We start from the raw sequence: 23,275 nt of genomic DNA on the forward strand, positions 1-23,275 counted from the left end.
CTCGGGAGGAGCGGGTCAGCTCCGGCGCCGCCTCGCGACGACGAGCAGGGTGCCGGCGGCGATGAGCGCCGCCGCGCCGAACGCGACGGCGATCGTCACGTCGACGCCCGTCGGAGCGAGCGCGCCGGGCTCAGCGGGTTCGTCGGTCTCCGAGGGCGCGGGTGTCTCCGAGGGCGCGGGCGTCTCGGAGGGCGCGGGCGTCTCGGAGGGCGCGGGCGTCTCGGTCGGCTCGGGGGTCGGCTCCGTCGCGACGTGCTCCGCCGCGCGGCCGAGCTCGGCCGGGTCGACGACGTCGTGCGCGGCGAAGTAGTCCACGGTCGAGGAGAGGTCGATGAGACCCGTGTCGGCGGTGCCGACGCCCTCGGCGAAGGTCGTGAAGCCGTCGCCGCCCGCGGCGATGAACGAGTTCGTCGTGACGAGGAACTCGTCCTCCGGCGCGATCGGCGCGCCGTCGAGGGTCATCGAGACGACGTGCTCGCCGGCAGCGGCGTCCTCGACGTACTCGTACGCGAAGCCCTCCGAGACCCCGAGGTGGAGCTTCTCGCGCTCGTTGCCCGGCTGCCACTGCTCTTCGAGGATCTGTTCGAGCTGCGCGCCCGTGAGCGTCGTCGTGACGAGGGTGTTGCCGAACGGCTGCACGGCGGCGACCTCCTCGTAGGTGACCGCGCCGTCCTCGCCGTACAGCAGGTCGTCGCGCAGGCCGCCCGGGTTCATGAGCGCGAGGTCGGCGGGCTCCCCGCCGTAGTCGCCGTACTCCGCCGAGGTGGCCCAGAGATAGACGTCGGCGACGAGGTTGCCCATCGTCGACTCGACGCCGCGGTCGTCACCGGGAGGGGTGCCGCCGCGGAGGATGTCGGCGCTGATCTGGCCGACGACCTCCTGACCGAGCACGTCGGCCTCGGTCGACGCCGCGTCGACGATCTCCTGCACGGCCGCGTCGGCCGGGAACTGCGGCACGTCGTCGTCGCCCTCCTGTGCGACGAGGTCGACCGTCGAGCCCGCGATCGAGACGAGCTCGCCCGTCTCGTCGTCGACCTGGATGTCGAGCGCTCCGAGCGTCGTGCCGTACTGGTGCGCCTGGATGACCGGGCGCCCGTCGATCGCGCAGCTGTAGAGCTGGTGCGTGTGGCCGGAGATGATGGCGTCGATGTCGGCGGACGCGCCGCGGACGAGGTCGCCGTACTCGCTCTGCTCCTCCGCCAGCGCCGTGCAGTCCTCGCCCGACGAGCCGGAGTGGCTCAGCAGCACGACCACATCGGCGGCGTCATCCGCCGTGATCTCGGCGGCGACGCGGTTGGCCGCCTCGAGCTGGTCGCCGAACTCGATCTCGGAGATGCCGGCGGGGCTCACGAGGGTCGCGGTGTCGCTCGTGACGGTGCCGATGAAGGCCACCCGCACGCCGCCCACCTCGCGCACGGCGTACTCCTCGAGCGCCGGGGTGTCGGTGCCCTTCTCGTACACGTTGGCGCCGAGCGCGTAGTCGGCACTGCCGTAGCGGGGGATGACGCGGTCGGTCAGGTCGGCGAAGCCCTGGTCGAACTCGTGGTTGCCGACGACGCTGAGGTCGAGTCCTCCGGCGACGAGCGCGTCGATCGTGGGCTCGTCGTCGGCGATGAACGAGGTGAACGTGGAGGCGCCGATGTTGTCGCCCGCCGAGGCGAAGATCGTGTTCGGGTTCGCGTCGCGGTACTGCGCGACGGCGCCCGCGAGCACCGCGGCGCCCGCCTCGTCGCCGTTCGCCTCGATGCGCCCGTGGAAGTCGTTGATCGTCAGCACCTGCACCTCGGTGGTGCCGTCGTCGACGGTGTAGAGGGTCGTCGATCCCGACACCTCGTTCCCGACCGCGAGCATCGGCTTGCCGGTGGGCGACTCGTCGGCCGGGATGAAATCGATCCCCTCCGGCCCGAGGTCGCCCGCCTGCGAGAGGATCTCGGCCTGGCGGTCGGGCTCGGCCTCGATGTCGTCGGCGGCCGAGACGGAGAAGTCGCGGTTGTTGACGTACGTGACGTACTCGGGAGCCTCGGGGTCGGTGATGTCGTAGGCGATGACGCCGCCGAGCCGCTCGAAGCCGATGAAGGCGTAGGTGCGGCCGTCGACCTCGCCGATGGCGAGGTTCTCGGGCTCGACGCCCTTCGCGTCGCTGCGGCTCTCGAGCTCGTTGTCGTCGTGGCCGGCGTTGAAGTGCTCGGGGAGCAGCTCGGCGGTGATCTCCTCGAACTGCGAGCCGGAGTCGAAGACCTGCGTGCCGTCTGCCGTGTAGATCGAGAACGACCGCGCGCCGTAGGCGTAGAGCTCGGTGTAGCAGCCCGCCTCCTCGTCGAAGCCCATCTCGGTGGAGACCTCGAGGCGGCCGAGGGCGTCGTCCTCGAGCGTCGCGGCGTCGAACGCGGTGTCGCACACGGGACCGTACCCGGTCATCGCGCCGCTCTCGTCGTCGATCTCGCCGAGGTCCTTCACGCGCGCGGGCTCGACGTAGTCGCCCCATTCGCGCGCGTCGCCCTCGTTCGCCGTCACGAGGTACGTCTCGCCGCCGACCTGGTAGCTCTGGATGCCGTCGGGCATGTACATGCCCTTCAGGCCGGGGTACGTCTCCAGGGAGATCGTGGGAGCGTCCTCGGGGTCGCGGTCGGACGGGTCGAGGGCGACCTCGCCCCAGTCCTTGACGCCGAGCGACCAGATGTCCGTGACGGTCGCGGTGGGGAGGTCGACGACCGCGACGGCGTTCGCCTCCTGCAGCGCGGCGTACGCGGTCGTGCCCGAGACGGCGATGTACTCCGGCTCGAGGTTGCGCGAGACCGGCAGGTCGTCGCCGTGCGGCATGGGACCGAACACGCGGACGTCCTCGGGGAGGGCGCCGTCCTCGAAGGCGTGGAAGTCGGCGATCGCGACCGCGCCCTGCGCCGGTGCCTCGACCGTGCCGAGGGCCGGCAGCGTCACGACGCCGACCGATCCCTCCGGGTCGCTCGAGAAGTCGTCAGCGGGTTCGCCCTCGTTCGCGACGAGCGCGTAGGCGCCGTCGGGCGAGACGGTGACCATGTCGGGGAGCGCGCCGACCGTCACGGTTCCGAGCACGGTCGCCGCGTCGGCGTCCGCATCGAAGAACAGCAGCGCGCCATCCGCCGTCTTGTCGTCGGCGACTTCGAGCGCGACGACCCCGAGGCCGTCCTCCCGGATGGACACGGAGTTCGCGACGTACCCGTCGGAGCCGACCGTGTAGAGCAGGGAGGGGGCCGCCGGGTCGCTCACGTCGAGCACGCTCACCGAGCCCTCCGCCGCGTTGATCGAGTAGAGGCGGTCGCCGTGGGCCTGCACGATCTCCGACGCGCCCTCGTCGAACACACCGGTCTCGTAGGTCCCCGTGGGAACGAGGGAGAAGGGGGCGTCGGAGGCTGCGCCGACGATCGGGTCGGGAACCAGGGCGGCGCTCGCCGCGGTCGCCGGAGCGAGCGCGAGCGCGCAGACCGCGGCCGTGGCGGCGACGGCGCTCGCGGAGCGTCGGGAGAAGGGAGAAGGCATCGCTGTCCTCGGGTCGCAGGAAGGGTGCGGCGCCGGGCAGGCCGCCCGGGCACCGCCGTCCTGCCTACCGCCGCGAGATGACGTCGAGGTGAACGGACGGACGGTCCGCCGGGTCAGGGCGGATACGCTGGCGGGCGATGAAGACCCTCGTCCGGCTCGCCGCCGCGGCCGCCGCCGCGTGGGCGCTGCACGCCGCGCTGGGGGTCGCGTTCGCGCGCCGCGTCGTCGCCTGGCGCCCGCATGCCGACGAGCGCGTGCTCGCGGCCGACGCCGCCACCGCGACGTTCGCCGCGTCGGCCAAGACCCGACACCCCGGTGTGTTCGGCGTCCGCCAGGGCGACGGCTACGCGCTCGTGGGCGACGTGCTCTCCGACGACGGCCGGACGGTCGTGCGCGCGATCGCGGGAGGCGCGCCTCCGCATCGAGGCGGCGTCCGGTGGGAGGGGGACGTGCACGCCCTTCCGTCCGATGCCGGACCGCACCGCGACGTCGTCGTGGACGCGCCGTCGGGGCCGGCGCGTGCCTGGAGGTTCGGGCCGGACCGGCACGACACCTGGGTGCTCCATATCCACGGCATCCGGGCGACGCGCGACAACGCGCTGCGCTCCGTGCTCGCGGCCGAGGCGGAGGGGCTGCCGAGCCTCGTCGTCTCGTTCCGCGGAGACGGCACCGCCGGGCCGGCACCGGGTGGCGCGAGCAGGCTCGGTCTCGACGAGTCGGACGACGTCGACGCGGCGATCGCGTACGCCGTGCAGCACGGCGCCGGTCGCGTCGTGCTGTGCGGATGGTCGATGGGAGGGGGCATCGCGCTGCGGCTCACCGAGACGAGCGCGCATCGCGACCGCATCGCCGCGCTGGTGCTCGTGGGCCCGGCGACCGACTGGCGCGCCGCCATCCGGGCCGGGGCCGTGGTCGGACGCGTGCCGTTCCCGGCTGCGGCCGCCCGCCACGCCGTCCGCGCACTGGGGCATCCCGTGCTGTCGCGCCTCGCGGGGCTGCCGGCCCCCGTCGACGTCGACGTGCTGGACTGGACGCGCGCCGGGCGCCTGCGGGTGCCGGCGCTCGTCGTGCACTCGCGGGCCGACCGCACCGTGCCGTTCGCGTCGACGGAGGCGTTCGCACACGCGAACCCCGGACTCGTCGAGGTGCGGGAGGCGCCGGAGGCCGATCACTCGTGGGAGTACAACGTCGCTCCGGAATGGTTCACGGAGACGGTGCGCGAGCGGCTGCGTGCGGTTCAGGCGGAGCCGCTCCCGGCGGCGAACCCCTCCGCGTAGGCCTCGTCGGCGCCGAGCCGGAACATGTCGCGCTCGCCCGTGCGCACGATCGAGCGCGCACCGGGCAGATCGAGGTCGCCCACGAGGTCCGCCCGCCCCCGGACGACGGCCACGGGCATCCCCGTCGTCTTGCGCTTGACGAGGTCGGCCGCGGCGCACAGCTCGTCGGCGACGCAGGGGAGCGTCACGACGAGCGGGCGGCCCTGCGCGTCGACGCCGCCGCGCAGATCCTCGAACACGTGCACGCCGGCCGCGCCGATCGCATGGTCTGTCTGCCCGTCGCGCCACGCACGGCCGAGCGTGTCGGACACGAGCACGCCGAGGCGGACCCCGAACCGCTCGCGCAGGGCGGCGGCGAGCGCACGGGCCGACGCGTCGGGGTCGACGGGCAGGAGGAGGACCGTGCCCTCCGGCGTGTTGGAGGCGTCGACGCCGGCGGCGGCCGACACGATGCCGAGCCGGTTCTCGACGATGCGGGTCGTGTGCCCCGTCGGCGAGGTCCGCGTCGCCACGACGCGCACGGTCTCCCGCGTGATGGCGTCCTCGCGGTCGTCGGCGACGACGGAACGGCCCTCGGCCTTCGACACCACCTTGCTCGTCACGACGAGGATGTCGCCGTCGGACGGCTCCTCCCCGGACGCTGCGAGCGCGTCGCCCACGATCGCGGCGAGGTCGTCTCCTGCCGCGATCTCGCCGATGCCGGCGAGCGCCCAGACCTGCAGCACGCGGGTCAGCGCGAGTAGCGGACCTCGGTGAGCGTCTCACCGAGGAACGGCTCGTCGCGGCGTGCGCCGTCGAGGCGGAGGTCGCGCTTCTCATAGAAGTCGCGGGCGCCGGGGTATCGTTCGGCGAGCCACAGGTAGAGCGGCTCCCCGTCATCGACGACGGCGTCGAAGAGCGCGCGGCCGATGCCCTTGCGGTGCCACGAGTCGAGCAGGTAGACGAAGTAGAGCTCGCGGGCTGCCGGGGCGTCGGCGTCGCGCGCGGGGCCCGACCCGGCGAAGCCGATGATCTCCCCGTCGACGAGGGCGGCGGCCATCCGGTACTCGGGGCCCTGGGCGGTGTAGTGGGTCCAGAGCTCGGCGAGGCGGCGGGGGGAGACGTTCTCGAGCGTCGCCGTGCTGATCAGCTGATCGTAGGTCTCGTGCCAGACCTTGGCGTGCACGCGTCCGAGCGCCTCCGCGTCGACGTCGCGGACGGGGCGGACGAGCACATCGGCGTGCGTTTCGGTGGCCATGCCGCCAGGGTACGCGGCGCCGCGGGCGGGGCGAAATCCACGGGTTGTGGAGGGTCGACAACGAACGCGGACGGCGGGGGGAGCGCCGGTAGCGTCGCCCTCCGTGAACGTGCTCTGGCGAACCCTCCTCGTGATCCGACGCGCGAAGCGACGCGCCCGCAGGGTGGGCGTCCGGCCGCTCGACGACGTCTACCGCATCCGCCTGCGTGTGCTCCCGACCGACATCGACCTGCTGCGCCATCTCAACAACGGCCGCTACCTGTCGCTGTTCGACCTGGGACGGTGGGACATGCTCGAGCGCTCGGGCCTCACGGGGCTGTTCCGTTCCCGCGGGTGGTACCCCGTCGTGTCGAGCGAGACCATCACGTTCCGCCGCTCGCTCGAGCTGTGGCAGCGCTTCGAGCTCGAGACTCGGTGGATCGGCCGCGACGACCGCGCGCTGTACATGGAGCACCGCGCCGTCGTCGACGGCGAGATCTACGCGCAGGCGATCATCCGGGCCCGCCTGCTCGGGAAGGCCGGGCCCGTGCCGCACGACGAGCTCTTCGCCGCGGTCGACGTGCCGGGCGGCCTCCCCGAGGTCGCGCCGTGGATCCACGAGTGGGCAGAGGCCGCGGCGCTCCCCTCCACGCGACGCCCCGCCCCGAGCACCTGGGACTGACGGGACGGAGAAGGACCGCGTCGACGACCCGAGGAGGTCGTGAACGTCTCGACGTCCCACGACTCAGGAGACCCATAGCCGCCATGCCCGGGTTGCGGGCGGTCCCGTCCCTAGGCTGTCGCCATGGTCGACGGAGCAGCGCACGAAGACGGGGGAGCGATCGTCGAGGAGGCGGTCGCGCTCGCCCGACGATGGGTGGACGAGGCGGCGACGGCCGACGTCGACGCGTCGGCCGAGCGCCTCGCGGGCGTCCTGGAGGACCCGCGCGGGCTCCCCTTCACGATCGGCTTCGTCGACGGCGTCATGCGTCCGGAGAGCCTCCCCGCTGCGGCGGCGGAGCTCGCCCGGATCGCCCCGCTCGCGCCGCGCTTCCTGCCCTGGTACCTGCGGTCGGCCATCCGCGCGGGAGGTGTCGTCGGTCCCGTGGCGCCGTTCGCCGTGGTGCCGGCGGCCCGTCGGGCCCTGCGCCGCATGGTCGGCCATCTCATCGTCGACGCACGGCCCGACAAGCTCGGCCCCGCGCTCGCCGCGCTCCGCGAGAAGGGCGCACGGCTCAATCTCAACCTCCTCGGCGAGGCCGTGCTGGGCGAGAAGGAGGCGCATCGCCGGCTCGAGGGAATCCACGAGCTCGTCCGCCGCCCCGAGGTCGACTACGTGTCGGTCAAGGTCTCGGCGATCGCGAGCCGCCTGTCGATGTGGGCATTCGACGAGACCGTCGCGGCCATCGCCGACCGGCTCCTGCCGCTGTATCTCTCGGCTGCCGGCAACGGGACGTTCCTCAACCTCGACATGGAGGAGTACCGCGACCTCGACCTCACGGTCGCCGTCTTCCGACGACTGCTCGACGACCCCCGGCTCCACGGCTACCACGCCGGAATCGTCCTGCAGGCGTACCTCCCCGACGCTCTTCCCGCGCTCGAGGCGCTCACCGCCTGGGCGCAGGAGCGCGTGGACGGCGACGGCGCGCCCATCAAGGTGCGACTCGTGAAAGGGGCGAACCTCGCCATGGAGCGGGTCGACGCCGCACTGCACGGATGGCCGCAGGCGCCCTACGACACCAAGTCCGACACCGACGCGAACTACCTGCGCTGCCTCGACGCCGCCTTCGATCCGGAGCGCACGCGCGCCGTGCGCATCGGCGTCGCGGGCCACAACCTCTTCGACATCGCCTGGGCGTGGCTGCGCGCGGGGGAGCGCGGCGTGCGCGACGCCGTCGAGTTCGAGATGCTCCTCGGGATGGCCGAGGGCCAGATGCAGGCGGTGGCGCGCGATGTGGGGCGCCTGCTGCTGTACGTGCCCGTCGTGAAGCCGGACGAGTTCGACGCCGCCGTGAGCTATCTCGTGCGGCGCCTCGAGGAGACCGCGTCCGCCGAGAACTTCCTCTCCTCCGCGTTCCGCCTCCACGACGACGACGGCCTGTTCGCGCGGGAGGCCGATCGCTTCCGCACGTCGGCCTCGCGCGCCGGCGACGCGTCGCTCGCGGTCGGTCCGAGGCGCAGGGCGCAGCGCGACGGCGAGCCGGAGCGGCCTGTCGAGGCGCCGGCAGGGCCCGACGCCGCGGCGCTCGCCGACACACGCCGCATCGACCGGGACGACGACGACGCCTGGCACTCCACGGCCGTCTTCTCCTCCCACGAGGGCGCGCCCGCCGTCGGCGCGGCCGGCTTCCGCAACGCCCCCGACACCGATCCATCGCTCGCGGCCAACCGGGAGTGGGGCAGGGCCATCCTCTCCCGCGTTCCCCGGTCGAGCGTCGGCGTCGCCGAGGTCGAGGACGCCCTCATCGCCGACGAGGCGGGTCTCGACGCCGTCGTGGCGCGGGTGCGGGAGGCGGCGTCCGCATGGGGCGGGACGCCGGCCGCCGAACGCGCCGAGCTGCTGCGCGCCGTCGCGCGCGAGCTCGAGCGCCGGCGCGGCGACCTCGTCGAGGTCGCGGCAGCCGAGACCGGCAAGGTCCTCGCGGAGGCCGACACCGAGGTGAGCGAGGCCGTCGACTTCGCCGCGTACTACGCCGCGAACGCGGGCGAGCTCGACCGCGTGCCGGGCGCCGTCTTCCAGCCCTCGCGTGTCACGGTCGTCGCGCCGCCGTGGAACTTCCCCCTCGCCATCCCCGCCGGCGGCGTGCTCGCCGCGCTCGCCGCGGGATCGGGCGTCGTCTTCAAACCCGCGCACCAGGCGCGTCGAAGCGCCGCCGTTCTCGCGGAGGCGATGTGGGCGGCCGGCGTCCCGCGCGACCTGCTCGCCCTCGTCGCGCTCGACGCGGTCGATGGAGGGGGCAGCGATGGAGGGGGCGGCGACGGAGATGGCGGGGGCCTCGGCCGCCACCTCGTCTCGCACGTGGACGTCGACCGGGTCATCCTCACGGGGTCGTGGGAGACGGCGCGCCTCTTCCGCACGTGGCGGCCCGATCTCGCACTGCACGCCGAGACGAGCGGCAAGAACGCCGTCATCGTGACCCCGTCGGCCGACCTCGACCTCGCCGCGGCCGACATCGTGCGCAGCGCGTTCGGGCACGGCGGTCAGAAGTGCTCCGCCGCCTCGCTCGCGATCCTCGTTGGCCCGATCGGCCGCTCGCGGAGGTTCGCCAGGCAGCTCGTCGACGCGACGCGCTCGCTGCGAGTGGGGCCCGCCCACGACCCGCTCTCCGAGGTCGGGCCGCTCATCGAGGCGCCGCGGGGCAAGCTCGCCTGGGCGCTCTCCGAGCTCGAGGAGGGCGAGTCGTGGCTGCTCCGGCCGCGCCCCCTCGACGACGGCGACGACCGGCTCTGGAGCCCGGGCATCCGGATCGGGGTGCGCGCCGGCTCGCGCTTCCATCGCGAGGAGTTCTTCGGGCCCGTGCTCGGCATCATGCACGCCGCGACGCTGGAGGACGCGATCGCCCTGCAGAACGCCGTCGACTACGGGCTCACGGCGGGCCTTCACACGCAGGACCCCGACGATCTGGAGCGGTGGCTGGAGACCGTGCAGGCGGGCAACCTGTACGTCAACCGCGGCATCACGGGAGCCGTCGTGCAGCGGCAGCCGTTCGGCGGATGGAAGCGCTCGTCCGTCGGGACCGGGGCGAAGGCGGGCGGGCCGAACCACCTCGTCGGCCTCGGCAGCTGGCGCGCGACGGGCGGGGCGCAGGCCCTCGGCCATCCGCGCGGGCTCGACGGCCGCATCGCGGCGTTCCTCGATGCGGCCCGGCCGGGGCTCCCCTCCGACGAGTTCGAATGGCTGCGCCGCGCCGCGCACTCCGATGCGTCCGCGTGGGAGCGCGAGTTCGGACAGGTGAAGGACGTGTCGGGGCTCGGTGTCGAGCGCAACCTCTTCCGCTACCGTGCGACATCGGCCGCCGTCCGCGCGACGGCGGACGCCGCCTGGAAGGACGTCCTGCGGGTCGTGGTGGCGGGCATCCGCGCGGCCGACTGGTTCAGCCTCAGCGTGCCGGGCGGCCTCCCCGCCCCCGTGCGCCGTGCGCTCGGCGACCTCGACGTGCCCGTCGCCGTGGAGAGCGACGACGACTGGGTCGAGCGGATGGCAGGGGGCATCCCGGAACCCGCCGCGGACACCACGTCGCTCGCGACGAGCGAGCAGATCCTCGGCATCGAGCGCGAACGGCCGAACCGGGTGCGCATCGTCGCGGACGCGGGAGAAGGCGCCGCCCTGCACCGCCGTCTCGCGCACGCCGTCGGCGGCGACCCCGACCTGGCGATCTGGTCGGGGGACGTGACGACCGCCGGACGGCTCGAGCTGCTGCCGTTCCTGCGAGAGCAGGCGATCTCGATCACCGCGCACCGTTTCGGCAACCCCGACGACCGCTTCTCGGCGGTGATCTGAGAGCCCGCCCCGGTCAGACGGAGCGGGCCGCGCGACGCCGTCGCGGCTGCGGTGGCGTCGCGGGCAGGCGCCCGACGAGCAGGGGCATCGACTCGATCCGGGCGCGCTCGACGTGCGCGGCCGTCAGCATGGCGGCGAGGTCGGCCGACCCCTCGACGATCGCGTCGACGATGTCCTTGTGCTCCTGCCACATCGCGGTGGTGTCGCGCTCGGGCGTGAGGCGGAAGAGCCACCTCACGCGGCCGTTGAGGAGGCCGCTCACACGCTCGAGCAGGGCATGGCCGGCGAGCCTGATGATCTCCTCGTGCAGGTCGGAGTTGCGCGTCGACGGGGGCAGCGCCGACGCCGGGGCATGCGCGAACTCGAGGGCCTGGCGCATCGCCGTGACGTCGGCGCCGTCGGCGGCCCGTCGTGCCGCGAACTCGGCCGCGAGCGGCTCGAGCTGACGGCGCAGATCGAAGACCTCCTGCGCGTCGACGAGCGTGAACGTGTGGACGACGGCGCCGCGTCGCGGCTGGGACGTGATGAACCCCTCCGCCTCCAGGATGGGCAGCGCCTCGCGCACGGGCACACGCGAGACGGCGAGGCGCTCGGCGATCTCGCGCTCGTTGAGCTTGGACCCCATCGCGAGCTCGCCCGTGATGATCTGCTCGCGCAGGTGATGGGCGATGCGCGTGGGCGTCGCGAGCTCCGTCTGGATGGTCATGGGGCCATCATCGCAGGTCGGCGCGATACGCATCTGGAATGCCAAATGCGCCTTCAATGACGATCACATCACGCATTACGTGCATTTGGTATGCGAAAATGACATCGGCGTAAGAGCTCTGTGACGACCGTGTTAAACGGCGGGATCGGGCAGAGGTCCTCGCCTAACGTCCAACGCATGATCGGTTTCCTCGTCCGCCGCCTCGGCGCATCGCTCGCGACGCTCTTCGCCGTCGTGACGATCGCGTTCGCGCTCGGCCGCGCCACGGGCGAGCCGGGCGCCCTGCTCCTGCCCGACAACGCCTCGGCCGAGGACGTCGCCGCGATGAACGCCTCGCTCGGCTTCGACCGGCCGCTCATCGTGCAGTACGCGTCGTACCTCGCAGGGCTGCTCACGGGCGACTTCGGCGACTCGTACCGCCTCCGGGAGCCCGCCATCGGCCTCGTCCTCGAGCGCGTCCCCGCCACCTTCGAGCTCGCGCTGTGGTCGTTCACGGCCGGCCTCGCGCTCGCCCTGATCGTCGCGCTCGCCATCCAGCTCACCGGCAGCCGCGTGCTCCGCGCCGTGGCGGGATGGGCCGGCGCACTCCGGCAGTCGGTTCCCGACTTCTTCTTCGGCCTCCTGCTCGTCCTCGTCTTCGCCGTCACGCTGGCCGTGCTCCCGTCGCTCGGGCGGACGAGCCCCGCGAGCCTCGTGCTGCCCGTCGTCACCCTCGCGACCGGCCAGTTCGTCATGTACCTCCGCCTGCTCGACGCGGCCCTCAGCGAGCAGGCGTCCCAGGACTACGTGCGCACGGCGTTCGCGCAGGGCCAGCGCCGCAGCGCGATCCTCCTCACGCAGATGCTCCCGAACGCCCTCCTCCCCGTGCTGGGGATGGCGGGCCTCAACCTCGGCGGGCTCCTCGGCGGAACGGTCGTCGTCGAGGTGGTCTTCGCCTGGCCGGGCCTCGGCCAGCTGCTCACCGACGCCGTCAGCCAGCGCGACTTCCCCATCGTGCAGGCGGGCCTGCTGTTCGTCGCCCTCATGTTCGTCGTGGTCAACACGCTCGTCGACCTCGTCGTCCACCGCATCGACCCCCGGACGGCTCTCGCATGACCGCGCAGATCATCCCCGCCGCACCTCCCGCCATCACGGCGGCCCGACCGCGTTTCGCGCTGCGGCCCTCGGCCGTCGTCGGCCTCGCCATGATCGCCGCCGTCGCGCTGCTGGCGGCCGTCCCGCCCCTGCTGCCGGGATTCGACCCGATGGCGCAGGACCTGCGCTCCGCACTCGTCCCGCCCTTCGCCGACCCGGCCCATCCGCTCGGCACCGACGCCCTCGGGCGCGACCTGCTCGACCGCGTCTCGCTCGCGTCGAGCGTGACGCTCGGCATCACGCTCGCGATCGTGTGCCTGAACGCCGTCATCGGCTCGACGATCGGGATCGTCGCCGGCTACGTCGGCGGTCGTGTCGAGGCCGTCGTCGCCGTCGTCAGCAACGTCACCCTCGCGATGCCCGTCGTCCTCCTCCTCATCGCCATCTGCGCCGTGCTGCGCCCGAGTGCGGGGCTCGTCGTCGTGGTGCTCGGATGCACCTGGTGGGTCGGCTACGCCCGTGTGACGCGCAACGTCGCCGCGTCGCTGCGGCGCCAGGACTTCGTCGTGGCGCCCCTCACGCAGGGCGCCGACACGGTGTGGGTGCTCGCGCGCCACATCGTCCCCAACGTCTGGCCGCACACGCTCATCATCGCCGCGACCGACATCGCCACGATCGTGCTCATCGAGTCGTCGCTGGAGTACCTCGGCCTCGGCGTGCAGCCGCCCGTGCCCAGCTGGGGGTCGATGATCTTCGACGGTCAGAAGTACCTCGGGTCGGATCCGTGGCTCGCCGTCCTGCCGGGTCTCGTGATGTTCCTCGCCGTCGCAGGCGCCCAGTTCGTCAGCCAGCAGTTCACCGCGGAGAGCCGCGGCGCCCTCCTCCGGAAGGGAGGCATGCGATGAGCGTGCTCGAGATCGACGACCTCCGCATCGAGGTCCCCGCGCACGCGGGGGCCGTCGCGGATGGCCCGCGTCTCGCCGTCGACGGCGTCTCGCTCCATGTGGGGGCGGGGGAGTCGCTCGGCGTCGTCGGCGAATCGGGCTCGGGCAAGAGCCTCACGATGCTCGCCGCGCTCGGCCTGCTGCCCGCCGGCGTGCGCATCGCCGCCGGTCGCATCGTGCTCGACGGCCGCGACATCACGTCGCTGGCCGAGCGCGAGATGCGCACGCTCCGCGGGCGCACGGCCGCGATGGTCTTCCAGGACCCCATGTCGGCGCTCAACCCGCTGCGGTCGGTCGGCGCCCAGGTCGCCACCGCCGTGCGGGTGCACGACCCCCGCCTCAGCCGGCGGCAGGCGCGTGAGCGCGCCGTCGAGCTGCTCGAGTCGGTCGGCGTCCGCCACGCGGCAGACCGCGCGGCCACCCGCCCGCATCAGTGGTCGGGCGGCATGCGCCAGCGCGCCATGATCGCCATGGCGGTCGCCCACGACCCGCTCCTGCTCATCGCCGACGAGCCGACGACCGCGCTCGACGTCACGGTGCAGGCGCAGGTCATGGCGCTGCTCGCCGAGGTGCGCGAGCGGACAGGGTCGGCGCTCGTCCTCATCACCCACGACCTCGGTCTCGTCGCCGAGAACACCGACCGCGTGTCGGTCATGTATCGGGGAGCGCTCGTCGAAGAGGGGCCGACCGGCGAGGTGCTGCGGGCGCCGGCGCACGACTACACGCGACGCCTGCTCGCCGCACGGCCCGAGGCGCACGAGCCCGATCGGCCGCCGATCGCGGGTGCCGTCGGGGACGACGCGCTCGTCGTCTCCGACCTCGTCGTGGAGTACCCCGCTCCCCGGCGCGGCGCTCCGCCCGTGCGCGCCGTCGACGGTGTGAGCCTGCGTGTCGGACGCGGCGAGACGGTCGCGATCGTCGGGGAGTCGGGCTGCGGCAAGTCGTCGCTCGCGCGCGCCGTGCTCGGCATCCATGCGGGCACGAGCGGCACGGTCGCGCTCGGGGGCCGCCGCGTCGCCCCCGCCCTCGCCCGCCGCAACGCGGGCGAGCGCGAGCGCGCCCAGATCGTCTTCCAGGACCCGTACTCGGCCCTCGACCCGCGGATGACCGTGGCCGAGATCGTCGCGGAGCCGCTCCGGATCCGGCGCGTGCACTCGCGCGAGCGCGTGCTCGGCCTGCTCGCCGACGTGGGGCTCGACGAGTCGTTCGCCGGCAGGCTGCCCGGTGCGCTGTCGGGCGGGCAGCGCCAGCGCGTCGGCATCGCGCGGGCCCTCGCCCTGCGGCCGGGGCTGCTCGTCCTCGACGAGCCGGTCTCGGCGCTCGACGTGTCGATCCAGGCGCAGGTCCTCGACCTCCTCGACGACCTGCAGCGCGCCCACGGCCTCGGCTACCTCTTCATCTCCCACGACCTCGGCGTCGTGCGCAACATCGCCGACCGGGTCGTCGTCATGCAGGGCGGGCGCGTCGTCGAGGAGGCGCCCGCCGACGAGATCTTCCGCAGCCCCCGCCATCCGTACACCCGCACCCTCCTCGACGCCGTCCCGCGCCTCGAGCCCGCACCCGCATCCTGACCCCCGAAACGAGGACATCATGACCTTCTCCCGCCCCCGTCGCCGCCCGCTCGCGGCCGGCGCCCTCCTCTCTCTCGGCGGCATCGTGCTCGCCGGCTGCGCCGGCGGCTTCGACGAGCCGTCCGGCGACGCGGCGGAGGCCGCGACGACCGCCATCGTGGCGGCGCTGCCCACGGACCCCACCTCGATGGACCCCGTCCGCTCGGGTGCGCTCGTCGTGCTGTCGGTCTTCTTCCACACGTTCGACCAGCTCGTGAAGATCACGGCCGACGGCGAGATGGAGCCGAAGCTCGCCGAGGAGTGGACGCCCAACGACGACCTCACGCAGTGGGACTTCGCGCTCCGCGAGGGGGTCACCGCGTCGAACGGCGAGGAGATCACGGCGGACGACGTCGTCTTCTCCTACCAGGCCATCCTCGACGACCCGACGAGCGAGAACTTCGCCTACCTGTCGTCGATCGACTCGGTCGAGGCCGTCGACGAGCACACGGTGCGCTTCCACCTGAAGCAGCCGTTCTCCGCCTTCCCGCGCAACACCTCGCTCATCTCGATCGTGCCCGCCGACACCTACCAGGAGATGGGTGCCGACGCGTTCGCGCAGGACCCGGTCGGCTCGGGGCCGTACGTGTTCGAGAACGTGCAGAAGGGCGTCGCGTACGACCTCGTCCGCAACGAGGACTACTGGGGAGACGCCCCCGAGATCGAGTCGATCTCGCTCCAGCCCGTGTCGTCCGACGAGTCGCGCGTCAACGGCGTGCTGTCGGGTTCGCTCGACGTCGCGCAGGTCGGGCCCACCCAGGTGTCGTCGGTCGAGTCGAGCGGCTCGGCGCAGGTGTTCTCCGCACTGTCGAACGGCGTGGTGTTCCTCGGCGTGAACTCGACATCCGGTGTGCTCGCCGATGTCCGCGTGCGCGAGGCGATCGCGGCCGCGATCGACCAGGAGGCCATCACGGAGAGCCTCCTCGGCGGGCTCGCCGAGCCGGCGACCGCGATGCTCGCTCCCGCCGTCGAGGGCTACTCCGACGAGGTCGCCGGCACCGCCTACGACCCGGAGCGTGCAGAGGAGCTGCTGGCGGAGGCCGGCTACGCGGGCGAGACGATCGCGTTCGACTACGCCACGGACGGCCGCATCCCGCTCTCCGCCGAGGTGGCGCAGACCATCCAGGGCTACCTCTCCGACGTCGGCATCTCCGTCGACATGGTCGGGGCCGACCAGGAGAGCCACACGCTCAAGGTGCGGAACAAGGAGTTCACGGGCATCTACCTCAACACGTGGGCGCCGTCGACCGTCGACGGCGACCTGCCGCTGACCGACTTCTACGAGGCGTCGGGCAACAACAACTACGCGCAGGACCCCGTTACCGCCGAGCTGGCCGCCGCGCAGCGCGGCGTGACGGGCGAGGAGCGCGAGGCGGTTTTCGCCGAGCTGCTCGACTACAGCAACACCCAGGGCTACTTCGTGCCGCTCTACGTGCCCGCGAACAACTTCGCCGCCGACCCCGCGCTCGACTGGGCACCGCGCGCGGACGGCCTCTACGACTTCACCGAGACGAGCTTCCAGTGACGCGCACCATCCTCCAGGACGTCCGCCCATGGGGCGGCGCCGCCGTCGACGTCGTCCTCACGGACGACGCCATCTCCGACATCCTCCCCGCGGGCACCGCGGTCGGCGACGTCCACGTCGCCGGCCGCGGCCGGATCCTCCTGCCCTCCTTCTCCGATGTGCACGTCCACCTCGACTCGACGCGCATCGGGCTGCCGTTCCGCCCGCACACGGGGTCGCCGGGCGTCTGGAACATGATGCTCAACGACCGCAGCCACTGGCGCGAGGCCGAGCGGCCGATCGCGTGGCGCACGACCGAGACCCTGGGGCGGATGATCGCGCACGGCACGACGAGCGTGCGCAGCTATGCGCAGGTCGACGTCGACTGCGGCCTCGAGCGCCTCGACGCCGTGATCGCCGCGAAGGAGGCGCACGCGGGGCGGGCGGATGTCGAGATCATCGCGTTCCCGCAGGCGGGGCTGCTGCGCGAGGAGGGCTCGGCCGAGCTGCTCGCCCGCGCCATGGAGCACGGGGCCGACGTCGTCGGCGGCATCGACCCGTGCGCGCTCGACCGCGATCCCGCCCGGCACCTCGACATCGTGTTCGACGTCGCGCAGCGCTTCGACGCCCCGATCGACATCCACCTGCACGAGCCCGACCAGCTCGCGAAGTTCTCGGCGGAGCTCGTCGTCGAGCGCGTGAAGGCGCTCGACCTGCGCGGGCGCGTGACCATCTCGCACGGCTACGGGCTCGCGAAGCTGCCGGAGCGGGAGCTGCGCGCCCTGCTCGAGGAGTTCGCGGCGTGCGACATCGCCTGGGCGACGATCGCGCCGCCTTCGCCGCTCCCGACGCTCCTCCTCGCCGAGTACGGCATCCGGCTGGGCCTCGGCGAAGACGGGCAGCGCGACTACTGGACCCCGTACGGCAACGCCGACATGCTCGACCGCACCTGGCAGATGTCGTTCACGAACGGCTTCCGCCGCGACGTGGACATCGAGCACTGCGTCGCCGTCGCGACCATGGGCGGGCGCTCCGTCATCGGCACGGCTCCGCGTCTCGCGGGGATCGACGACCGCCCGGGGCTCGCCGTCGGCGACCGCGCCGACCTCGTGCTCGTCGCGGGCGACACCGTCGCGGCCGCCGTCATGGACCGCAGCCCCGACCGCACCGTGCTGCACCGCGGCGGCGTCGTCGCCGATGCGCTCGCTCTCGTCGAGGGAGCCGCGTGACGCTCGTCCTGACGGCGTCGCAGCTCGAGGCGCTCGTCGACCGCCCGGCCACGATCGACGCCGTGTCGCGCATCTTCGCCGAGATCGCCGAGGGCCGCGCCGCCCAGCCGGGGCCGACATCGATGGCGACGGCCGCCGACACGGGCCGGTACATCCTCATGTCGGCCGTGTCGGACGGCACCGGCACGGCCGGGGTGAAGCTCCTGGCCGACGTGCCAGGCAACGCGGCGCGCGGGCTCCCGACCCAGCGGTCGATGATCCTCGTCGTCGACCGGGAGGACGGCGAGCCCGTCGCACTGCTGCACGGCGGCGTGCCCACGCGCGTGCGCACGGCGGCGGCGAGCGCCGTCGCGACCGACGTGCTCGCGCGGCCCGACAGCCGCGTGCTGGGGCTCGTCGGGGCAGGGGCGCTCGCCCGCGAGCACGTGCGCCAGCTCCGCGGCATCCGCCCGTTCGACCGGCTCGTCGTCTGGTCGCGCACGAGGGCGTCGGCGGACGCGCTCGCGGCGTCGGCGGAGTGGGACGGCAGGATCGACGTCGTGGGCGACGTGCACGCCGTCTTCGCCGAGGCCGACGTCGTGTGCACGCTGACGCCGTCGACCTCGCCGATCGTCGAGGGCGGATGGCTGCGGCCCGGCCAGCACGTCAACGTCGTGGGCGCGAGGCCGCGGCCCGACGAGCGGGAGGTGGACGGCGAGGCCCTGCGCCGCTCGTCGATCTGGGTCGACGATCGCGCGACGGCGGAGACGAAGTCGGGCGACCTGCTCCTCGCCGTGGCGGAGGGGGCCGTCCGGCTCGACGATGTCGTCGGATCGATCGGCGAGGTCATCGCCGGCCACGCCCGCGGGCGACGCGATGCGGCGGAGATCACGCTGTTCGACTCCGTCGGCATCGGCGCGCAGGATCTCGCGATCGCCGACCTCCTCATCCGTGCCGCACGCGCGCAGGGCGTCGGATGGGCGGTCGACCTGGGGGCGTGAGGGCCGGCGTCAGCGCGGCAGCACGTCGTCGAGGTGGGCGCGCAGCTGCCCGCCGATGTCGACGCCGCCGCGGTCGTAGAGCCACTGGTACTGCAGCCCGTCCCAGAGGGCGAGCAGCCACAGCGCCTCGTGTGCGGGGTCGCGGTGCGCGGGAAGGTCGCCGGCGGCCGCGGCGGCACGGAACATGCTCTCGAACCCGTCGAGCGCGGTCGCGAACCGGTGCGCGAAGTACGCGTGCGCGGGGTGGCTGTCCGGAACCGCCTCGCACGAGATCACGGCGTACACCTCGACGAGGCCGGGGGCGTCGCGCTCATTGGCGTCGGCGCCGTCCGGCAGCGCGCGCAGCAGGTCGGCGCCCGTGGCGTCCGCCGCCGCGGTGGCGGTCGCGTCGATCCGCCGGTCCCGTTCCTCGAGCACGGCGAGCAGCAGGGCGTCCTTCGACGGGAAGTGGTGGTACAGCGCCGACTTCGAGACGCCGACGCGCTCGGCGATGTCCCGCAGGGGGGTGTCGCCGTAGCCCTCGCGCCCGAACAGGGTCATGGCGTCCTCGATGATGCGTTGACGTCGGGCCCGTCCCGCGCGGTACCCCGTCTCGACGGCGGGCGGGCTCGCGAGCGGCGTGTACACGGGCACGGCGCCCGCGCCGGCCGGCGGCTCGTCGGGGGCGCGCCAGCCGACCGGGAACGCCAGCAGCTCCTCATGGCGTTCCAGCGCGTCGACGACGTCGGCGCGCTCGGGCAGGTACTGCGCGACGACCTGCAGCGCATCCCACGCCGCCATGAGGCGCACCGACTCGGCGGCGGGGTCGCGGTCGTCGCCGACGACGCCCTCGCCCTGCGCGGCCTCGATCATGGCGGCGCCGAGGGGGCCGATCCCGGCCGCACGCTCGCGCATCGTCTCGTGCGCGGGGTGGCTCGCAGCCGACGCCTCCCCGATGAGCGATGCGAACAGCGGCAGGTAGCCCGGAGCCTCGGCGTTGCTGCGGGCGACCATCGAGAACGGCAGGTCGTCGGTCGAGCCGCGCGCGATGTCGGGCAGGGTCGTCAGGGTGGTGTCGTCCTCGAACCGCTCGAGCACGCAGGCGAGCAGTTCCTCCTTGCCGCGGAAGTGCTTGAGCAGCGCGGGATGGCTGATGCCCGCCTCGGCGGCGATGTCGCGGAGGGAGACCGCGCGGTAGCCGCGCTGCGTGAAGAGCGCGAGGGCCGCGTCGACGATCGACGCCCGCGTGCGCTCGGTGCGCGCGGCGCGGCTCGTCATCGTCAGCGTCATCATCGCCCCCTCGTCCGCCATCGTATCGGGTTACCGATGGGTCGGAGTTGAGTTACCACAGGGTCGGATTTCGTGTACGCTGGCCGATGTTCGTCGATGCAGACGAGGAAAAGGACGAGAACGATGACAGAGATGTCGGCGGCCGCTTCGGCGGCCTACGCGGGCACGACCGGCTTCAAGGCGCCGGGCACGACGCCCGCCAAGACCCCGCGCGGCTACGCGCCGGGGCTGGCGACCGTGAACTTCGGCATCTACATCGCGCTGCTGACGCCCGTCATGGTGTCGATGGCGTTCAAGGTGCAGCACATCACCGCCTCCGCCGCCGAGGCGACCAGCGCGCTCGGCCTCGTCTCGGGCGTCGGCGCCCTGTTCGCCCTCGTGGCGAACCCGCTCGCCGGCCGGCTGTCCGACCGCACGACATCGCGGTTCGGCATGCGCCGCCCCTGGATCCTCGGAGGCGGCATCGTCGGGCTCGGCGCCCTCGCGCTCATCGGCTCGGCGACCTCGGTGTGGGTCGTCCTCATCGGGTGGTGCCTCGCGCAGGCGTCGCTCAACGCCGTGCTCGCCGCCGCGAACGCGACGCTCCCCGACCAGGTGCCGACGGAGAGCCGCGGCAAGGTGTCGGGCCTCGTGGGCATCACGACGCCGCTCGCCATCCTCGGCGGCAGCTTCCTCACCAACTTCATCGCGGGCGACTTCCTCCGCTTCGTCGCGCCGGGCCTCATCGCGCTCGTCTTCATCGTGCTGTTCGTTCTCGTCCTGAAGGACCGCCGCCTCGCCGAGAAGCCCGCCGAGCGCTTCACGGTGGGCCAGTTCCTCGGGTCGTTCGTCTTCAACCCCCGCAAGCACCCCGACTTCGGGTGGACGTGGCTGACGAAGTTCCTCATCATGTTCGGCTACGCCGGCATCGCCACGTTCCTGCCGCTCTTCCTCACCGAGAAGTTCGCCCTCGACGAGCAGACCGCGATCACGACCATCCTGCTGGCGAACATGGCCTCGACGATCGCGATGGCCGTCTCGAGCCCGCTCGGCGGATTCCTCTCCGACCGTTTCGGCAAGCGCCGCCCCTTCGTCGCGGCGGCCGGGCTCATCATGGTCGTCGGACTCGTGCTCCTCGCGTTCGCCCCGACGATCGCGGTCGTCATCGTCGCGCAGGCCGTCATCGGCTTCGGCGCAGGATCGTTCTTCTCCGTCGACCTCGCCCTCGCGACCGAGGTGCTGCCGAACCCCGACGACACGGCGAAGGACCTCGGCGTGCTCAACATGGCCAACGCGCTGCCGCAGTCGATCGCGCCCGCGATCGCGCCGACCGTCATCGCGCTCGGGGCGGGCACCGCCATCGGCGGCTACTCGCTCTGGTACCTCATCGGCGCGGTCATCGCCGCGGCGGGCGCCGTGCTCGTCTACCGCATCAAGGGAGTGAGGTGACCGTGGCCGAGAGCGATCGCCCCTGGCTCGACGCGACCCTGCCCGTCGACGAGCGCGTCGAGCTGCTGCTCGGCGAGATGACCCTCGACGAGAAGGCGGGTCTCTTCTTCCACACCATGATCGGCATGGGTCCGCTCGACGAGCCGAACCCGGTCTTCTCCACGCCGTCGGCGGTCGACTACGTCGAGACCCGCCGCATGTCGCACTTCAACCTCATCGGCGGCGCCCAGACCGCGCGCGAGATCGCGCAGTGGCAGAACGCCCTGCAGCGCCTCGCCGCGTCGACGCGTCTGGGCATCCCCGTCACGCTGTCGACGGATCCGCGACACGCGTTCACCGACAACCCCGGCACGGGGCTGCTCACGGGCGCGTTCTCGCAGTGGCCCGAGCCGCTGGGGCTCGCCGCGATCGGCGACGAGGAGACCGTCGAGCGCTTCGCCGACATCGCCCGCCAGGAGTACCTCGCCGTCGGCCTGCGTGTCGCCCTGCACCCGCAGGTCGATCTCGCCACGGAGCCGCGGTGGTCGCGGCAGGTGGCGACCTTCGGGGAGGACGCCGATCTCTCCGGCCGCCTCGGCGCCGCCTACGTCCGCGGCTTCCAGGGCGAGGCCTTCGGCGCGGCGTCGGTGGCGACCATGACGAAGCACTTCCCGGGCGGCGGCCCGCAGAAGGACGGCGAGGACCCGCACTTCGCGCACGGCCGCGAGCAGGTCTACCCCGGCGGCGCCTTCGAGGAGCATCTGAAGCCGTTCCAGGCGCTCTTCGACGCCGGCACGCGCCAGGTCATGCCGTACTACGGGATGCCCGTGGGCACCGAGCACGAGGAGGTCGGATTCGGCTTCAACCGCTCCGTCATCACGGGCCTCCTGCGCGAGCGGTTCGGCTTCGACGGCCTCGTCTGCACCGACTGGGGCCTCATCACCGACGCCGAGATCTTCGGGCAGCCGTTCCCCGCGCGCGCCTGGGGCGTCGAGCACCTCTCGCCGCGCGAGCGCATGAAGAAGGTCCTCGACGCGGGCGCCGACCAGTTCGGCGGCGAGGCGTGCCCCGAGATGCTCGTCGAGCTCGTGGCGTCGGGGGATGTGCCGGAGTCGCGTCTGGACGTGTCGGCTCGCCGCATCCTGCGGGAGAAGTTCGCGCTCGGCCTGTTCGAGAACCCGTTCGTCGACGAGGACGCCGCCGACGCGGTCGCGGGCAGTGCGGCGTTCCGCGCGGCCGGCGAGGCCGCGCAGCGGGCGTCGATCACGGTGCTCTCGAACGACGGCGCGCTGCCCCTCGCGCGCGGTCGCCGCGTCTACGTCGAGGGCATCGCGCCCGAGGCGGCGGCCGCCTACGGCGAGGTCGTGGCGACGCCGGCCGAGGCCGACATCGCCGTGCTCCGCCTCCAGGCGCCGTACGAGGAGCGCCCGACGCACTTCGAGAACCTCTTCCACTCGGGGTCGCTCGACTTCCCTGCGGATGTCGTCGCGCACGTCCGCGAGGTCGCGGCCGTCGTGCCGACGGTCGTGGACGTGTTCGCCGATCGGCCGGCGATCCTCGAGCCCCTCGTCGAGGCGGCGGCCGCCGTGACGGTCAACTGGGGGGCGAGCGCGGCGGCGCTCCTCGACGTGCTCACGGGGGAGTCGACGCCGCAGGGCCGCCTCCCGTTCGACCTGCCGCGGTCGATGGCGGCCGTCGAGGCGTCGCGCCCCGACGTGCCCTTCGACACCGCCGACCCGCTGTTCCGGTTCGGGCACGGTCTCAACTACTGAGGCGTGCACAGCCCGCGACGCGGGGCGCCCTCTCCACAGGGCGCCCCGCGTCGTCGCAGGCGAAGGTCATGCGTGACATCGTGATCGAAGGCCCGCACACTGGAGACGTGATCACCCTGACCGAACCGCAGGTCTGGACGCTCATCGGCGTCTTCGCCGCCGCGCTCGTGGGCGTCATCACGATCGTGATGTCGAGCTTCTCCCGTCAGATGGCGGTGTCGTTCGGCGCCTGACGTCGTCTCCTGACGTCGCGCCTGCCGGTCATGCCGG

At 73.0% G+C, this 23,275-nt stretch carries 17 protein-coding genes; 12 read left to right on the top strand and 5 right to left on the bottom strand.

All coding sequences use genetic code 11. The annotated features are described in order from the left end of the window. Positions 1-15 precede the first annotated feature (15 nt). Positions 16-3,516, bottom strand: coding sequence for a choice-of-anchor I family protein (locus tag ACWGPF_RS09305; RefSeq protein ID WP_452332558.1), 3,501 nt, complete (start codon positions 3,514-3,516; stop codon positions 16-18). Between the two features lie 137 nt (positions 3,517-3,653). On the opposite strand from ACWGPF_RS09305, the gene ACWGPF_RS09310 reads away from it, so the two are divergent. After that, on the top strand, positions 3,654-4,793 hold the full coding sequence (locus tag ACWGPF_RS09310; protein WP_452332559.1) for an alpha/beta hydrolase family protein: 1,140 nt from the start codon (positions 3,654-3,656) through the stop codon (positions 4,791-4,793). Here the strand turns inward: ACWGPF_RS09310 and cofE are convergent. Continuing rightward, positions 4,754-5,518 (bottom strand): coenzyme F420-0:L-glutamate ligase, encoded by a 765-nt coding sequence (gene cofE, locus ACWGPF_RS09315; protein WP_452332560.1) that lies wholly within the window; start codon positions 5,516-5,518, stop codon positions 4,754-4,756. The genes ACWGPF_RS09310 and cofE overlap by 40 nt on opposite strands. Positions 5,519-5,523: 5 nt before the next feature. Beyond that, the gene (locus ACWGPF_RS09320) at positions 5,524-6,030 is read right to left on the bottom strand and encodes a GNAT family N-acetyltransferase (RefSeq protein ID WP_345441376.1); all 507 of its coding nucleotides are present in this window, start codon (positions 6,028-6,030) and stop codon (positions 5,524-5,526) included. Between the two features lie 103 nt (positions 6,031-6,133). Between ACWGPF_RS09320 and ACWGPF_RS09325 the strand changes: the two genes are divergently transcribed. Both ACWGPF_RS09325 and ACWGPF_RS09330 read left to right on the top strand, forming a co-directional pair. Further along, positions 6,134-6,691: an acyl-CoA thioesterase gene (locus ACWGPF_RS09325; protein ID WP_452332561.1), complete on the top strand. Its 558-nt coding sequence runs from the start codon at positions 6,134-6,136 to the stop codon at positions 6,689-6,691. A 123-nt stretch (positions 6,692-6,814) separates the two neighbouring features. Further along, positions 6,815-10,510: a proline dehydrogenase family protein gene (locus ACWGPF_RS09330; RefSeq protein WP_452332562.1), complete on the top strand. Its 3,696-nt coding sequence runs from the start codon at positions 6,815-6,817 to the stop codon at positions 10,508-10,510. Positions 10,511-10,523: 13 nt separating this feature from the next. Here ACWGPF_RS09330 and ACWGPF_RS09335 read toward each other — a convergent pair whose 3' ends face one another. Then, positions 10,524-11,216 carry a GntR family transcriptional regulator gene (locus ACWGPF_RS09335; protein ID WP_452332563.1) on the bottom strand — a complete coding sequence of 231 codons (693 nt, stop codon included), beginning with the start codon at positions 11,214-11,216 and terminating at the stop codon, positions 10,524-10,526. A 177-nt stretch (positions 11,217-11,393) separates the two neighbouring features. Between ACWGPF_RS09335 and ACWGPF_RS09340 the strand changes: the two genes are divergently transcribed. From ACWGPF_RS09340 to ACWGPF_RS09365, 6 genes are read left to right on the top strand one after another with little or no spacing between them, the layout of a single operon-like run. Then, positions 11,394-12,311, top strand: coding sequence for an ABC transporter permease (locus ACWGPF_RS09340; RefSeq protein ID WP_452332564.1), 918 nt, complete (start codon positions 11,394-11,396; stop codon positions 12,309-12,311). Then, entirely contained in the window at positions 12,308-13,195 is an 888-nt protein-coding gene (locus ACWGPF_RS09345) for an ABC transporter permease (RefSeq protein WP_452332565.1), read from the top strand. Before ACWGPF_RS09340 ends, ACWGPF_RS09345 begins: the two co-directional genes overlap by 4 nt. Next, entirely contained in the window at positions 13,192-14,805 is a 1,614-nt protein-coding gene (locus ACWGPF_RS09350; RefSeq protein WP_452332566.1) for a dipeptide ABC transporter ATP-binding protein, read from the top strand. Before ACWGPF_RS09345 ends, ACWGPF_RS09350 begins: the two co-directional genes overlap by 4 nt. A gap of 19 nt (positions 14,806-14,824) precedes the next feature. After that, positions 14,825-16,369, top strand: a complete 1,545-nt coding sequence (locus tag ACWGPF_RS09355; protein WP_452332567.1) for an ABC transporter substrate-binding protein — start codon at positions 14,825-14,827, stop codon at positions 16,367-16,369. After that, entirely contained in the window at positions 16,366-17,577 is a 1,212-nt protein-coding gene (locus ACWGPF_RS09360) for an amidohydrolase family protein (RefSeq protein ID WP_452332568.1), read from the top strand. Before ACWGPF_RS09355 ends, ACWGPF_RS09360 begins: the two co-directional genes overlap by 4 nt. Next, on the top strand, positions 17,574-18,557 hold the full coding sequence (locus ACWGPF_RS09365) for an ornithine cyclodeaminase family protein (RefSeq protein ID WP_452332569.1): 984 nt from the start codon (positions 17,574-17,576) through the stop codon (positions 18,555-18,557). Before ACWGPF_RS09360 ends, ACWGPF_RS09365 begins: the two co-directional genes overlap by 4 nt. Positions 18,558-18,566: 9 nt before the next feature. Here ACWGPF_RS09365 and ACWGPF_RS09370 read toward each other — a convergent pair whose 3' ends face one another. Next, on the bottom strand, positions 18,567-19,829 hold the full coding sequence (locus ACWGPF_RS09370; protein WP_452332570.1) for a TetR/AcrR family transcriptional regulator: 1,263 nt from the start codon (positions 19,827-19,829) through the stop codon (positions 18,567-18,569). A 120-nt stretch (positions 19,830-19,949) separates the two neighbouring features. Here ACWGPF_RS09370 and ACWGPF_RS09375 point away from each other — a divergent pair, with 120 nt between their 5' ends. The 3 genes from ACWGPF_RS09375 (at position 19,950) to ACWGPF_RS09385 (ending at position 23,238) form a co-directional block, all read left to right on the top strand. Then, positions 19,950-21,254: an MFS transporter gene (locus ACWGPF_RS09375; protein WP_452332571.1), complete on the top strand. Its 1,305-nt coding sequence runs from the start codon at positions 19,950-19,952 to the stop codon at positions 21,252-21,254. Continuing rightward, positions 21,251-23,005, top strand: a complete 1,755-nt coding sequence (locus ACWGPF_RS09380; protein ID WP_452332572.1) for a glycoside hydrolase family 3 protein — start codon at positions 21,251-21,253, stop codon at positions 23,003-23,005. Before ACWGPF_RS09375 ends, ACWGPF_RS09380 begins: the two co-directional genes overlap by 4 nt. A 107-nt stretch (positions 23,006-23,112) precedes the next feature. Continuing rightward, the gene (locus ACWGPF_RS09385; protein WP_452332573.1) at positions 23,113-23,238 is read left to right on the top strand and encodes a hypothetical protein; all 126 of its coding nucleotides are present in this window, start codon (positions 23,113-23,115) and stop codon (positions 23,236-23,238) included. Positions 23,239-23,275: the final 37 nt, after the last annotated feature.

It is taken from the genome of Microbacterium sp. NPDC055683 (assembly GCF_053617895.1).

What these genes read in the sequence shown, in the direction of transcription:
- ACWGPF_RS09340 (WP_452332564.1), top strand. Translation starts at nt 11,394, where the DNA reads ATGATCGGTTTCCTCGTCCGCCGCCTCGGCGCATCGCTCGCGACGCTC.
- ACWGPF_RS09320 (WP_345441376.1), bottom strand. Translation starts at nt 6,030, where the DNA reads ATGGCCACCGAAACGCACGCCGATGTGCTCGTCCGCCCCGTCCGCGAC.
- ACWGPF_RS09330 (WP_452332562.1), top strand. Translation starts at nt 6,815, where the DNA reads ATGGTCGACGGAGCAGCGCACGAAGACGGGGGAGCGATCGTCGAGGAG.
- ACWGPF_RS09355 (WP_452332567.1), top strand. Translation starts at nt 14,825, where the DNA reads ATGACCTTCTCCCGCCCCCGTCGCCGCCCGCTCGCGGCCGGCGCCCTC.
- ACWGPF_RS09310 (WP_452332559.1), top strand. Translation starts at nt 3,654, where the DNA reads ATGAAGACCCTCGTCCGGCTCGCCGCCGCGGCCGCCGCCGCGTGGGCG.
- ACWGPF_RS09335 (WP_452332563.1), bottom strand. Translation starts at nt 11,216, where the DNA reads ATGACCATCCAGACGGAGCTCGCGACGCCCACGCGCATCGCCCATCAC.
- ACWGPF_RS09370 (WP_452332570.1), bottom strand. Translation starts at nt 19,829, where the DNA reads ATGATGACGCTGACGATGACGAGCCGCGCCGCGCGCACCGAGCGCACG.
- ACWGPF_RS09350 (WP_452332566.1), top strand. Translation starts at nt 13,192, where the DNA reads ATGAGCGTGCTCGAGATCGACGACCTCCGCATCGAGGTCCCCGCGCAC.
- ACWGPF_RS09305 (WP_452332558.1), bottom strand. Translation starts at nt 3,516, where the DNA reads ATGCCTTCTCCCTTCTCCCGACGCTCCGCGAGCGCCGTCGCCGCCACG.
- ACWGPF_RS09375 (WP_452332571.1), top strand. Translation starts at nt 19,950, where the DNA reads ATGACAGAGATGTCGGCGGCCGCTTCGGCGGCCTACGCGGGCACGACC.
- ACWGPF_RS09345 (WP_452332565.1), top strand. Translation starts at nt 12,308, where the DNA reads ATGACCGCGCAGATCATCCCCGCCGCACCTCCCGCCATCACGGCGGCC.